12 protein-coding genes are annotated in these 14,150 nt (G+C 57.1%); 2 read left to right on the top strand and 10 right to left on the bottom strand.

Going from position 1 to position 14,150, the window contains the following annotated elements; translation table 11 throughout:
- Positions 1-5 precede the first annotated feature (5 nt).
- A complete protein-coding gene (gene dnaJ / locus OZX74_RS04550; RefSeq protein ID WP_277157333.1) occupies positions 6-1,151 on the bottom strand; it encodes a molecular chaperone DnaJ in 1,146 nt (381 codons plus the stop codon).
- 82 nt (positions 1,152-1,233) lie between these two features.
- Positions 1,234-2,325, bottom strand: coding sequence for a heat-inducible transcriptional repressor HrcA (gene hrcA, locus OZX74_RS04545; RefSeq protein WP_277157332.1), 1,092 nt, complete (start codon positions 2,323-2,325; stop codon positions 1,234-1,236).
- A gap of 299 nt (positions 2,326-2,624) precedes the next feature.
- Between hrcA and tkt the strand changes: the two genes are divergently transcribed.
- Positions 2,625-4,724 (top strand): transketolase, encoded by a 2,100-nt coding sequence (gene tkt / locus OZX74_RS04540; RefSeq protein ID WP_277157331.1) that lies wholly within the window; start codon positions 2,625-2,627, stop codon positions 4,722-4,724.
- A 126-nt stretch (positions 4,725-4,850) separates the two neighbouring features.
- Positions 4,851-5,954: a transaldolase gene (tal, locus tag OZX74_RS04535; RefSeq protein ID WP_277157330.1), complete on the top strand. Its 1,104-nt coding sequence runs from the start codon at positions 4,851-4,853 to the stop codon at positions 5,952-5,954.
- Between the two features lie 216 nt (positions 5,955-6,170).
- Here the strand turns inward: tal and OZX74_RS04530 are convergent, their stop codons facing one another.
- The 8 genes from OZX74_RS04530 to OZX74_RS04495 form a co-directional block, all read right to left on the bottom strand.
- On the bottom strand, positions 6,171-6,971 hold the full coding sequence (locus OZX74_RS04530) for an alpha/beta hydrolase (RefSeq protein WP_277157329.1): 801 nt from the start codon (positions 6,969-6,971) through the stop codon (positions 6,171-6,173).
- Between the two features lie 193 nt (positions 6,972-7,164).
- A complete protein-coding gene (locus OZX74_RS04525; protein ID WP_277157328.1) occupies positions 7,165-8,079 on the bottom strand; it encodes an HAD hydrolase family protein in 915 nt (304 codons plus the stop codon).
- Between the two features lie 26 nt (positions 8,080-8,105).
- Positions 8,106-8,357, bottom strand: coding sequence for a preprotein translocase subunit SecG (secG, locus tag OZX74_RS04520; protein WP_277146709.1), 252 nt, complete (start codon positions 8,355-8,357; stop codon positions 8,106-8,108).
- Positions 8,358-8,444: 87 nt separating this feature from the next.
- Positions 8,445-9,248, bottom strand: coding sequence for a triose-phosphate isomerase (gene tpiA, locus OZX74_RS04515; RefSeq protein WP_277157327.1), 804 nt, complete (start codon positions 9,246-9,248; stop codon positions 8,445-8,447).
- A gap of 200 nt (positions 9,249-9,448) precedes the next feature.
- Positions 9,449-10,654, bottom strand: a complete 1,206-nt coding sequence (locus tag OZX74_RS04510) for a phosphoglycerate kinase (protein ID WP_277157326.1) — start codon at positions 10,652-10,654, stop codon at positions 9,449-9,451.
- A gap of 291 nt (positions 10,655-10,945) precedes the next feature.
- Entirely contained in the window at positions 10,946-11,887 is a 942-nt protein-coding gene (gene whiA, locus OZX74_RS04505) for a DNA-binding protein WhiA (protein ID WP_277157325.1), read from the bottom strand.
- A 205-nt stretch (positions 11,888-12,092) separates the two neighbouring features.
- Positions 12,093-13,001: an RNase adapter RapZ gene (rapZ, locus tag OZX74_RS04500; RefSeq protein WP_277157418.1), complete on the bottom strand. Its 909-nt coding sequence runs from the start codon at positions 12,999-13,001 to the stop codon at positions 12,093-12,095.
- Positions 13,002-13,087: 86 nt separating this feature from the next.
- A complete protein-coding gene (locus tag OZX74_RS04495; protein WP_277157417.1) occupies positions 13,088-14,059 on the bottom strand; it encodes a shikimate dehydrogenase in 972 nt (323 codons plus the stop codon).
- Between the last annotated feature and the right edge of the window lie 91 nt (positions 14,060-14,150).

Below are 14,150 nucleotides of genomic sequence, written 5' to 3'. Positions count from 1 at the left end.
AACCGTTAGTGAAGGGCGTCTTTGATCTTGTCGAAGAAGCCTTTCCTGTTGGTGGCAGGCCTTGCGCTTTGGCTCACCTTGCCGGCATGCGCGTCGTGGCTGTGTGCGAATTGCTCGATCAGATCACGTTCGCCGTCACTGAGCTTGGTGGGAATGTGCACGCTGACATGTGCAATGAGATCGCCGCGCTCTTCGGGCTTGCGGATCTTCGCCACACCGATTCCCTTGATGGAAACGGTCTCTTCAGGCTGGCAACCCTCGGGGATGCTGATGGTCTGTTTGCCGTCGAACGTATCGATATCGAGGTCATGGCCAAGTACGGCCCAACTCATCGGGATCTGGATCCAGCAGTGCAGATCGTCGCCTTCGCGGGTGAACTGCTTGTCCGGCTTGATGCGGATATCGATGTAAAGGTCCCCTGCGCCGCCGCCGCCTTCACCGACCTCACCCTGATTGGCAAGGCGAAGGCGGGTATTGTCTTCGATGCCGGCGGGAACGGTGACGCCGACCTCGCGAGAGGTGCGGATTCGGCCATGTCCGAGGCATGTCGGGCACGGATGCTCGATGATGGTGCCATGCCCTTCGCAACGCTCGCATTGCACCGTCGTCATCATCTGTCCAAGCATCGTTCGTCTGACCTGCTGACGCACGCCCTGACCGCGGCAATCCGGGCAGGTGATCGGCTTTTCGCCATTGGCCGTTCCTTGCCCGCCGCATTTCGGGCACAGCCCGAACGTATTGATCTTCACATGCGCGGTGCCGCCGAATACCGCTGTCTTGAGGTCGATGGAGATGCTTGAAAGCGCATCGCGTCCGGGCTGGGTGCGGGGAATCGGGCCCTGCCCGCCACCGCCGAAGGCATTGCCGAAGAACTGCCCGAAAATGTCGCCCATGTCGCCGAAACCTGCGGAGGAGAAGCCGGCGCCCGCATTCGGGTCGTTGGGATCGATGCCGGAATCATACATGCGCCGCTTGTCGGGGTCCCTGAGCACTTCGTAGGCGTTGTTGACTTCCTTGAATTTTTCCTCGAACTGAGGGCCTGCGATGTCGGGATGGTATTTGCGGCTCATCTTGCGGTAGGCCTTCTTGATCTCCTCGTCGCTTGCGCCACGGGAAACGCCCAACACTTCGTAATAATCTGTTTCTGCCACTGAAATTCCTCGAATGTATTGCTATAACCGATTGATATTTATGCTACGTTCTGCCAGTCATTGTTTCATAAGCCTTGGAAGACTAAGCCGTCTCATCGCTTGCTATCAGGTCCGTCAGATATCTGGCGACGGCCCGCACCGCCGTGATGGTCGTCTCGTAATCCATGTGGGTGGGGCCGATGGAGCCGACAAAGGCGACAGGACGTGAGATCGATTCCATCGCCTCATCCTTACCGGAGCCGTTGCCGGCATCCGACACCTCGTCCGTCTTGCTGCGTCCATAGCCGGAAGAGACCACGGAAGCATGGATGAGCCCGGGCGTTCTGGTCTCGGAACCGATGGCCACACCGACTTCCCCGTCTCCCTGGCTGAGGTCACTCATCAAATGCATGATGACGACCTGTTCCTCCAGCGCGTCGAACAACGGAGCAAGGTCGACGCGGGATTGCTGGTGGGCCAGCTGCGAGGTCCCGGCCATGTACATTTGCCCGGTGCCTTCATCGTGGGCCATGGATTCGACGGTTTTGGCCAGGCTCTCCCCCAGCGGACGCACCGAGTTGTATTCAGGCGCCTTGACGATGGATCGGATGTGCTGCGAGGCCTGCACCAACGGCATATCCATGCATTGCTCATTGACGAGTCCGGAGAACCTGTTCAACGCGACGGTGTCAGGCAACTGCCTCAAAGTAAAGGTATGCTGAGCCACCGAACCGGAATCGGTGATGATCACGGCAAGCATGGTGACAGCGTTCAGCGGGACAATCTCGATATGACGAAGTTTTGATTTGGAGAGGGCCGGCGACGAAACCACTGCGACCTGGCCGGTGATATTGGCCAAGAGACGGGCGGCTCTCTGCAAGGTGTCGGAAAGGCTTACCGAACCCGAAAGAAACGTGGTGATCCCTCGGCGCTGCGCCTCGGAAAGCGGAACGAGAGAAGCGAGCCGGTCGACGAAATAACGGTAACCACGTTCCGTCGGGATGCGTCCGGCCGAGGTATGCGGCTGGATCAGGTATCCCTCTTCCTCCAAGGCCGACATGTCGTTTCGTATGGTCGCGGAGCTTACTCCCAAATCGTGCGCCCGCGTCAAGGCGGTCGACCCGACCGGCTCCTGCGAACGGATATAATCCTCGACCACGGCCCTCAGTACCAGCATGCGTCGTGACTGTGCCATCGGTCCTCCTTCCATGGTCATTTCGATACTCAAAGCGATACCAAATTCTTTGATAAGTATAGCAAAGTATTAGCACTCTTGACCAGAGAGTGCTAATTGTTCCACTCTCAGGGTATTCCGGCATTTCGGAGATTTTTGTTTACGTGAACGTTAACATAACAAAACATACCAAAGACGTTCAAAATCTTACTTTTCGTCGGCTCTTAAAGTTAGCATGAAAGAGCAATGTGAGGGTGCTTTGCGGCGCGGAATAAGCCGCGTTTGCGGCACCCGAAATATTGGAAGGAAAGTATACACCTATGACCGATTTCACATGGTCGGATTTGGACGAGCGCGCCGTCAAGATGGCGAAGGTGCTCTCCGCGGACGCGGTTGAGCGGGCTGGCAGCGGCCACCCGGGCTCTCCCATCTCCCTGGCTCCGATTGCCTACACACTTTATCAGCATTACATCAAGCACGATCCCAACGATCCTCACTGGGATGGCCGCGATCGCTTCATTCTCTCCGGCGGACATGCCTCGTTGACGCAGTACGTCCAGCTTTACTTCTCCGGCTATGGCTTGACCATCGACGATCTCAAGTATTTCCGTGGCGGCGCCGACACGCGTACCCCGGGCCATCCTGAGGTCGGTCTGACCCCGGGCCTTGAGATGACCACCGGCCCGCTCGGCCAGGGTCTCGCCTCCGCTGTCGGCTTCGCCTACGGCCAGCGCTTCGAACGCGGCCTGCTCGACCCGAACGCGCCGGCCGGCACCTCGCCCTTCGACCACAAGGTCTGGGTCATCTGCGGCGAAGGCGACGTCGAGGAAGGCGTCTCCTCCGAGGCTTCCTCGCTCGCCGGCAACCAAGGTCTCGGCAACCTGACCGTGATCTTCGACGCCAACCATATCCAGATCGAAGGCGATACCAAGCTCACCTTCTCCGAAGACATCCTCAAGCGTTATGAGGCCTATGGCTGGTACACCGACGAAGTCAGCTTCATCCAGCCCGACGGCTCCTACAAGGAAGACACCGAGGCTCTGGCCGCGGCGCTCGACAAGGCCGAGAAGGTCACCGATCGTCCGAAGTTCATCAAGGTCGACACCCTGATGGCCTGGCCGACCCCGGGCAAGACCAACGACGAATCCGCCCACGGCTCCAAGCTCGGCACCGAAGCGGTTGCCGGCTTGAAGAAGGTCCTCGGTTTCGACCCGTCCGTCGACTTCCCGATCGACGAAGAGGCTTTGGCCCACGCTCGCAAGGTCGCCGATCGCGGCCTCGAAGCACACAAGGAATGGGACGAGAAGCTCGCCGCCTGGCGCAAGGCCAACCCAGAGCAGTCCAAGCTCTATGACCGCATCAAGGCCCACAAGCTCCCTGTTGGTTTCGACGAGGCCATCGACGAACTCGAGAAGAGCTTCGCAGCCAGCGATCAGGCCGCAACGCGCAAGTCCTCTGGCCAGGTGTTGAACGCCATTGCCAAGGTCATGCCGGAACTGTGGGGCGGCTCCGCCGATCTCGCAGGCTCCAACAAGACCGATATCGACGGCGCAGCCACCTTCGGCCCGAAGGCTGACGAGACCCGCACCTGGCCCGAGGCCAACGAGTACGGCCGTCAGCTGCACTTCGGCGTTCGTGAGTTCGCCATGGGCGCCATCACCAACGGCATCCTGCTTGGCAGCGACACCCGTCCGTACGGCGGCACGTTCTTCCAGTTCTCGGATTATGAGCGTCCGGCCGTGCGCCTCGCCGCGCTGATGAAGCTGCCGAACCTCTACGTCTGGACCCACGATTCCGTGGCCCTCGGCGAAGATGGCCCGACCCACCAGCCGATCGAGCACCTGGCCGCCTTCCGCGCCATGCCCGATATGGAAGTCGTTCGTCCTGCCGACGAGTTCGAGACCGCCGAAGCCTACCGTTACTTCTTCGAGAAGAAGAACACGCTGCCGACCGCGATGATCCTGACCCGTCAGGGTGTGCCGACGCTCGCCGAAACCGCCGAGAAGGCGCACGACGGCGTTCGTAAGGGCGCTTACGTCCTCGTCGATACCGACGGCGAGCCCGATGTCATCATCATGGCCACCGGTTCCGAGGTCCAGTGGGCCGTCGAGGCCGCCAAGACGCTGGCCGGCAAGAACATCAAGGCCCGCGTGGTCTCCATGCCGTCCATGGAATGGTTCGAGGAACAGGACGAGGACTACAAGGAAGCCGTGCTTCCTGCGTCCGTTCGTGCCCGTGTTTCCGTCGAGGCCGGCATCGCCATGCCGTGGTACAAGTACCTCGGCAGCTGCGGCAAGCCCGTCTCCATCGAGCGCTTCGGCCTGCAGGGCGACGGCGCGCAGAACATGATCGACCTCGGCATCACCGCCGAGCATGTGGTCGAGGCTGCGGAAGCCTCCATCGAGGAAGCTCGCGCCTGAGGTTTCCACCTCTTGATGCATAAGCGATGTGGTTGTTCATGAATCTCGTAAGAATCGTAAGCAGCCACATCGCTTGCAACAAATAAAATCTTTCCAATACCGATATTGGAATAAGGAGATAAGAATATGACAGAAGCAACGCAGCGCACCAGTGATTCCGGTGTTTCGATCTGGCTTGATGACCTCGATCGCACCCGTATCACCTCCGGCAATCTGCAGGAACTCATCAAGGACAAGAACGTTGTCGGCGTGACCACCAATCCGTCCATCTTCCAGAAGGCTCTGGCTCAGGTCGGACCTTATGACGAACAGCTCAAGGAACTCGGTCGCATCAACGTCGAAGACGCCGTTCGCGAACTGACCACCACCGATGTGCGCAACGCCACCGATATCTTCCGCGAAGTCGCCGAGAAGACCGATTACGTCGACGGCCGCGTGTCCATCGAGGTCGATCCCCGTCTGGCCCACGACACCGAGAACACCGAGAAGCAGGCTGAGCTGCTTTGGAAGATGGTCGATCGTCCGAACACTTTGATCAAGATCCCGGCAACTCTGGAAGGCCTGCCGGCCATCACCGCCACGCTTGCCAAGGGCATCTCCGTCAACGTGACGCTGATCTTCTCGCTCGAGCGCTATGAGCAGGTCATCGACGCCTACATCTCCGGTCTCGAGCAGGCCGCGAAGAACGGCCACGATCTGAAGCACATGGCTTCGGTCGCCTCCTTCTTCGTCTCCCGCGTCGACACCGCCGTGGACAAGCTGCTCGAAGCCAACGGCTCCGACGAAGCGAAGGCTCTGGAAGGCAAGGCCGCTGTGGCCAACGCCCGCCTCGCCTACAAGCTCTATGAGGAGAAGTTCGCTTCCGATCCTCGCTGGCCCGCACTCGAGGCCAAGGGAGCCAAGAAGCAGCGTCCGCTGTGGGCTTCCACCGGCACCAAGAACGCCGCCTACTCCGACTGCAAGTACGTCGACGAGCTCGTGGCCCCTGACGTCGTCAACACGATGCCCGAAAAGACGCTGAACGCCCTCGCCGACCATGGCGACGGCAAGCCCAGCATCGCCGGCACCTATGAGGAGAGCCAGGCCATCATGGACAAGCTCGCCGCCCTCGGCATCAACATCAAGGACGTCACCGATCAGCTCGAAGCCGACGGCGTCTCCAAGTTCATCGCCTCCTGGGATTCGGTACTTTCCGACACCCAGGCCGGTATCGACCGCGTCAACGGCTGATTTTGGCTAATTCCCTTTAACAGGTAGTCGTAGAACCCCGGGGATATACATTGTTGTGGACGCTCCTTGGCCGCTCGGCCGTGTCTTACGCCACAACAACGCATATCCCCGGGGTTCTATTTATGCTAAAGGAGACTCTTTCTGCCAGCGAATATAAAAATACTGTTGCAACCACAATGTAGTGGAAGTTGATAGAAAAGCCTGATTCTAATTTAACTAACTATTTAATAGCTTCTTGGACCACTCAGCGAGGAGTGATTTTACGGCGTCGGGCTGGTCGATGTGGATGTTGTGGCCGGATGGGTCAATGATTTTGTAGACGGCATTGGGATAGTGCGGAAGCAGGGCCTTTTGGTCCTCGTTGCCGACAATCTGATCCTGTTGGCCGGTGACGATGAGCGTCGGACCGGTATACGTGCCCATGCGCTGTTCCGGATCTCCGTCGAGCCAGTAACGTTTGCTAAGTCGAGCGTTGGCCTCACGATCGCAGAGCTTGGTTCCGGGAAGAATATAGCGCTGGTAGCGACGCCAGGCGTCGAAGGACTGGTTGACACCCATGGTGATGAAATCGATGACCTTGTCCTGCGGCAGGCTCTGGGTCAGCTGCGGGTTCGCGTCCGCAATGACATGCTCGGCCAAACGACGATGCGACATCACCGGATCGACCACAGGAGCAATCAGCGCCAGACCGGCGACACGCTTGGGCTCGCGTGAAAGCGTGTCACGTACCAACGCACCTCCCATGGAATTGCCGAGAAGAGCAAAACGTTGATGGTCGCCGACCAATTCGTTGACGGTATGCATGAACCATTCGGCAAGCTCCGGCAGACCACCGATACCAGACAAGGCCGGTGTCCGCCCATAGCCCGGCAGATCCACATAGATACGTTGCGTCCCTGCAGGAAACGCGTCATCGAGCATCATCAGCGAGCGATGGTCGACACCCATGCCGTGGGCTATGACGATGGGCAGCCCCTCCCCTTTGACAACCGTATACGCTTCAGGCTGCGTGACCATATAACTGCTCCCTTTTCATCCGAACATCTCGAGCTTCAGAATGCTGAATCCTCGAAAAGTATCCTGAAACTTCAGAACACTAAGAAGAGGATTTCCGTTTCATTCGTTTGTCGAACTCATATATTCTATTACCAATTTTATCCGTTTCTGATATTCTGCGAAAAGCCGTATATCGTTGGAAACGGCTAATCGGCTACAAATGGTTTCCGATCCACTGAGCCACTCCATCTTCGTTATTCGACGGGCAGCGGTCACTAGCAATGTCTTTGACTTCCGGCTTGGCGTTGGCGACAGCGACCCCGCAACCTGCATATTCCAGCAAATCCATATCAATCAGATCATCACCGAACGCGACAGTATCCGAAACCGGTATACCGAAGTGCCGGCAGGCCAGATCCATCGCATTGCGTTTTGTGGCTCTGGGATTCATCAATAGCCAGAGGGCATCTTCGGAAATCAGCAAGGCCATGTCATCCGGAACCAACGATCTTACCGATTCCCGCTGTTCATCTGTCGGGAACATCATTATCTTCTGGGCCATTCCCTCCGGCATATCATTGAAATCTGTCAGTCGATACTCTTGAGAAGGCCAGACATCGGTCAAATCGAAATTGGTATAGCGGGTGTCATTGAGTTCGATGCCCATTCGAAGATTCGGAATCCGCGCCAAGATTTGGCGACAGACTTCTACGCAACGCTCGACAGAGACACCAAACCGCACAATATTACCATTCTCGGTATTCTGGTCATCGCCCAATTCCTGAAGCGAAGAATGTTCGCAATCCAAATCGACGACACCGCCGTTATGGTATGCACAAGCCGAAGAGCCCAGACGATGGACCAGATCGAAGGCGGTCATCGGGGGTCTGGCCGTTGCCACCATCACCACATTGCCAACTTGCCGGGCGGTCGCAAAGGCTTTCTCGCTACGCTGCGAAAGCCATCGTTCACCGTATTCGTCGCCGCATAGCACGGTCAAATCCAAATCGACCACCAACAGTTTGCCGCCAGTCGACAAATCAACATCGGTCACATCTGTTCCTTGATGAGAAGAATTCCGGAAAATCATAAAACCCGCAATAAAAAAATGCGTTTCATAAACCAGCATGAAACGCATCAATACAAATACAAAAATTACTTGATCAGGTTGAACTTGGTCATCAGACCCAGCGCGATGATGATCGCGACCCAGAGCAGGGCGATGATGATGGTCCAACGATTCAGGTTCTTTTCCGCGACGCCGGAAGTACCTGCGTTCTGGGTCAGACCACCGCCGAACATATCGGAGAGGCCGCCCCCCTTGCCCTTGTGCATGAGAATCAGCAGCGTCAACAGAACGCTGAAGACAACAAGAATGATTTGCAGAACCAGCTTGACGATTGCCATTGTCGACACAGTTGAACCTCCAGTTCGAAACACTAATTATCTAGTATACCCCGAAGTACGGAAAACGTTCTATTACGCTTACGTAGATCAACGGGAAGAAGCCACGGTTTTCAGCGTGAGGCGGCAGATCTTCGCAAGCTCATCCGCATCGAGCGAGGCACCGCCGATGAGGAAGCCGTCGACATCAGGCTGGCTGATGAGCTCGACTGCGTTCTTCGAATTGACCGAGCCGCCGTACAGGATGCGTACCGCTTCCGAGACCTTGGAACCGAACGTTTCATAAAGGTTGCTGCGGATGGCCTTGGCCGCGTCCTGGGCGCTGGCCGGAGTCGCCACCAGCCCGGTGCCGATGGCCCAGACGGGTTCGTAGGCGATGATCAGTTTGGCCGCTTCTTCGTCGGAAAGGTCGCGGGTGACGTCATGGACCTGGCCGACCGCGAAATCGAGCTCGATGCCCTTACGGCGCTCCTCCATGCTCTCCCCCACGCACAGGATCGGCTGCATGCCAGCGGTCAGCACGGCACGCACCTGATCGACGATGTTGGCATCGTCCTCCGGATGGTACTTACGACGTTCGGAATGACCGACGATGACGTATTTGCAGCCGAGCTGGGCCAGCATGTCAGCGTTGACGTCACCGGTGAACGCGCCCTGGTTGGTCACCGAAACGGTCTGCGCGCCATAGTTGATCTTGAGCTTGTCGGCCTCGACCAAGACCTGTACACTGCGAATCGAGGTGAAGGTGGGCATCAGCGCCACTTCGACGCGTTTGTAGTCAAAGTGGGCGTCGCGCAGGAGCCACGCGAGTTTTTGCACGAAATACGTGGCTTCCAAATGATCGAAATTCATCTTCCAATTGCCTGCCACCAACGGAATACGTGCAGAGGACATTGCTTTCCTTTCCCACTTACCTAAGGCTTGCGTCCGTCAAGGACGAACCGGCGCGACCGCGGTACATGCGATCACGACAATCCATCGCCAAAAAGAATGCGGACATACCAATCGGCATGTCCGCAAACATTCCTGTTAGTAGTGTAGCGCAACTTGACACTCAGCTGCAAAGCGCTACAGCACCAACGGTTTCGATTCGATTACTCAAGCACCTTGAGACCGGGCAGGGTCTTGCCTTCGAGGAATTCGAGGGAAGCGCCGCCACCGGTGGAGATGTGCGAGAAGCCATCCTCGGGGAAGCCGAGGTTACGCACTGCGGAGGCAGAGTCGCCGCCGCCGACGATGGTGAAGGCACCCTTGGCCGTGGCGTCGACCATACCCTGGGCGACGGCCTTAGTACCGGCCTGGAACTGCTCGACTTCGAACACGCCTGCGGGGCCGTTCCACACGACCGTCTTGGAATCGACGATCTTGTCGTGGAAGAGCTTCTGGGTCTTCGGGCCGATGTCGAGGCCCATCTTGTCAGCGGGGATCTTGTCGGCGTCGACGACTTCGGGGGCAACCTCGGTCTTGCCGTCGGGGAAGCCCTTGTTGACCACGACATCGACGGGAAGAATGAGCTCGACACCGTTCTTCTTGGCCTCGTCCATATATCCCTTGACCGTCTCGATCTGATCGCTTTCCAGCAGGGAGGTACCGACCTCATAACCCTTGGCCGCTAGGAACGTATAGGCCATGCCGCCGCCGATCAGCAGACGGTCGGCCTTCTTCAGCAGGTTCTCGATGACGCCGAGCTTGTCGGAGACCTTCGAGCCGCCGAGCACGACGGTGAACGGGCGCTCCGGGTTCTCGGTGGCGCGGGACAACGCCTTGACTTCCTTCTCGATGAGCTTGCCGGCTGCACTCGGCAGATCGGCGGCCACATCGTAGTCAGAGCCTTGTGCACGGTGCACGACACCAAAACCGTCGGAGACGAAGACCTCGCCCAAGGCGGCGATCTTCTTGGCGTAAGCGGCGCGCTCGGCGTCGTCCTTGCTGGTCTCTTCGGGGTTATAACGCACGTTCTGCAGCAGCACAACGTCGCCGTCATTCATCGCGGCGACCTTGGCTCGGGCATCCTCGCCGTAGGTGTCGCTCGCCAACGTCACGTCAACGCCGAGCAGCTCGCCCAGACGCTTGGCGACCGGTGCCAGCGAAAGCTCAGGAACGACCTTGCCCTTCGGGCGACCGAGATGGGCCATCAGGATGACCTTCGCGCCATCGGCACGCAGTTCCTTGATCGTCGGCAGAGCGGCGCGGATACGGCCGTCGTCGGTGATGGTGGTGCCCTTCAGCGGCACATTGAAATCAGCACGGACAAGAACCTTCTTGCCTTTCAGATCTCCTAAATCCTTGAGTGTCCTCATTGGTATCCTTTCCTTGAAAACCACAGCTGAGCGGAAAATCATGTTATCTAGTCAAGAAACAGTACAAAGCTGTGGCCTATGTCACTAGCAATGGTACAGTCTTCGCCCAACAAGAAAGCTCATTTGGGTGAAAATATTTCCGAAAACAAGCGTTAATTTGTGAACGCTAACAATATATATTTCCCAATAATGACGCCGGATTGTCAGTCGATGAACGACGTCGATCCGCTTTTCTATTGCCTATCCAACCGAATCGACAATCAACCGCGAATGGCCGTCGTCACCGCCCTGCTATTGCTCCTGCGCACGTTTGGTCTTGGCCGCCAACTGCAGCAAACGGCGTATACGTCCGGCGATGGCGTCTTTCGTGATCGGAGGATTTGAAAGACGGCCCAGCTCTTCGAGACTGGCATCCGTGTGCTGGAGCCGCAGATCACCGGCCGCCTTGAGGTTTTCGGGAATATCGTCACCCAATATCTCGAACGCCTGCTTGACTTTCTGGGTGGCCTCGGCAGCGGCCTTGGCACTGCGGCGCATGTTCGCATCGTCGAAGTTCGCCAGGCGATTGGCCTTGCCGCGAGCTTCCCCATCCGTGCGCTTGCCGGTCCATTCGCGGGCCGAACGCGGCGCTCCCATCAGCATCAGCATGCGTTCGATGGAATCGGAATCACGAAGTGTGATACGTTCGGAGCTGCGGACCTTGCGAGCCTGGGCGGAGATGCCGAGCCTGCGGGCCGCACCCTGCAATGCCGTCACCGTCTCATGCGAAGGGCAGATGATTTCGAGATAGCTAGACTTGCCAGGATCTGAAATCATGCCACGCGCGAGGAACGCACCGCGCCAGGCAGCCTTTACCTGGGCGATATTGCCACTGATGACCTCTGCAGGCAACCCCTCGACCAGATGCATACGCCGGTCGAGCAGACCCGTCTGCAGAGCAAGCGCGGTCGCTCCGCGCTCGACGAGCAGATCATAGCGTTGCACGATTCCGTTGGGAGTCTGCCTGCTTATTTTGGTGACTTTAGCTTCGCGCTGAAAATAATGCGCGATAGTCTTGCGCAACCATTCGGTCGCCTCAAGCGAATCGAACTGCGCGCGGATGACAGCCTTGTTGCCGACGGGACGCAGACCTCCCCCGAACCGCATCATCGTCGCAGCTTGCGCCATCTTTGCGGTCGGCAAATCCGTCTCCACGCTTGCCAACTCGCTTTTGACCTCGTTCAGAAGAGCCAAAGCCCAACCTCCTACTTCCCGTTCTTCATATAAGTGTAATTGGAACATTAAACGGAGTCATCTCACGCCTATGCCACGGCTATCTGTGATAGCGAATGACTTGGACAAGAATCCATCGTTCTGCTTCCCTTTGTCCGTTTTATGTCGATACCGAATATCCTGGTCCATCACCAGATTCAAAAACGATCGACAATTTCACACCTGGCTATTGTCGCTCATGACGATGCAACTCCCTCGCCGATACCGTCACACTAAGCCCGTGAGCCTTGAACCTTCTCGCCAGCTCATTGCTGATAGCCACCGAACGATGCTGGCCACCGGTGCAGCCGATGGCAATTGTGACATAATGCTTATCTTCCTGAGCGTAACCTTTGATGGCCACCATGATGGCCTTCTCGTAGGAGTCGATGAAATCCCTGGCGCTTTCGCTGGAAAGGACGTAATCGCTGACGGCCTGATCGTTCCCGTTGAGTTCACGCAGACTCGGCACCCAATAGGGGTTGGGCAGGAATCTGACGTCTGCGACGAAATCCGCATCAAGCGGAATCCCGTATTTGAAACCGAAACTGAAGATGTGGACGGAAACGGTTTTCGCGCCGCTGCCAAGCAAAGCCTCATACAGTTTCGTCGAAAGCTGATGGATGCTCAGCGTTGAGGTATCGATGACGGTATCGGCCCGTTCCTTGAGATTTTCAAGCAGCTCACGCTCCTCTCGAATCCCGTCGATAAGGCGGTTGCCGCGCTGAAGTGGATGCGGACGCCGCACGGACTCGTACCGCTGCACCAGAACCTTGTCGCTGGCGTCGAGGAAAAGAATATGGGTACGCACACCCAGATCATCCAGATGACTCAAAACAGCGGACAGATCGTCGAAATAACTGCGTGAACGCACATCGATGACCGCCGCGAGCCTATGGACTTTGGAACCGGAAGAGGTCATCATATCGACCAGCGGTATCAACAGCTTCGGAGGAAGGTTGTCAACCACATACCAACCCATGTCTTCGACGCAATCCGCGGCATGGGAACGGCCGGCCCCGCTCATGCCGGTGATGAGCATGACCTCGAATTCCTTGGCTGGCTTGGGGCTATCGCTATCCGTTTGTGATGACACGACGCTTTCGAAGTCATTCGCATTGGTTGCAGGGGCCGTCTTCTCGACCTTGTTCCCGGTGCTGTCCGATCCCCGCGTTTCCGAAATCACAGTGCCTCCTGTAAGGCGCTTCTCATCGCCTGCTCGAAATCTGCCGTTCCTATAATATGCGCCCCTACCGTCATCAACCGGACTTGGGCAATCGCCTGATACAGCAGCATTTCCTCGCCGCCGATTGCGGTTCCGCCGTTGGCGCGCCAGGACTGCATGAGGTTGGTGGGACGGGGATCATAGACAACGTCCAACAGGGTTTTCCGGGACAGGACAGGCGAGGAACCAATACTGATTCCTTCTAATTGAGCGGCTACGTCATCGGCTCCATGGGACGGAATCGTATTGATGACAATATCAGCTTCAAGCAAATACTTTGCTGATTCTGATAATGACACCTGCTGGTACGTGAAACCGGATTCCGACTGGGCAAGCTGCTTCATGGGATCGTTTTCGTGCTGGTGTCTGGCACACACCGTTACCTGCGCTATCGGGCCTTTACCGGGAACGTTGATTCCCGTACAGGCGGCCAAGGCTGAAAGGGCCGTATTGCCATTGCCGAGAATAACCGCGTTCGCTCCGTTTGGAAGGACTTGCAGATCGAGGGCATTGCCGGTTTCTCTTGTCGGTACGGGGGCTGCATTGTCGAAAATCTGCCATGCATGCGAGAAGGCTTTCTCGATACCCTCCACGTCGGTGTTGTATAGTCTGATATTCGGTTTTTCGGATGTACCTGACCAATCGAATATCGCGGTATTAGCGACAAGGAGTTTGCGAGACCAGTCATCGGACGGGGTTCCGTAAGGCTGTATGGTGCGTTTCAACGGCATGGTGAGACTCAGTCCCACCCAGGTGGAATCCAAACCTTCAAGAAAACCATCCAAGTCAGATTCTCCGACCTCAGCGCGTTTGTAATACCAATCATCCAGTCCGAGAGCTCGATAGGCCGCGTTGTGTAGCAACGGCGAAAGCGAGTGGGATATGGGTTTGCCCAAGACCGCACAGCGATGGTGTATCTCATTGGCCATGGTGATTTCCTGATTCCTTTCCTTGAAGCTCATCTGGTTGTTTTGATTGCCTATTCTGACCTGTTTATAGGGTATTTTCTGATTTTAAGCA

Source organism: Bifidobacterium sp. ESL0798, assembly GCF_029395415.1.
In the GTDB taxonomy this organism is placed as follows: Bacteria; Actinomycetota; Actinomycetes; order Actinomycetales; family Bifidobacteriaceae; genus Bifidobacterium.
Note: the sequence above shows the minus strand (reverse complement) of the source record. Positions and strands in the feature narration are given on the sequence as shown.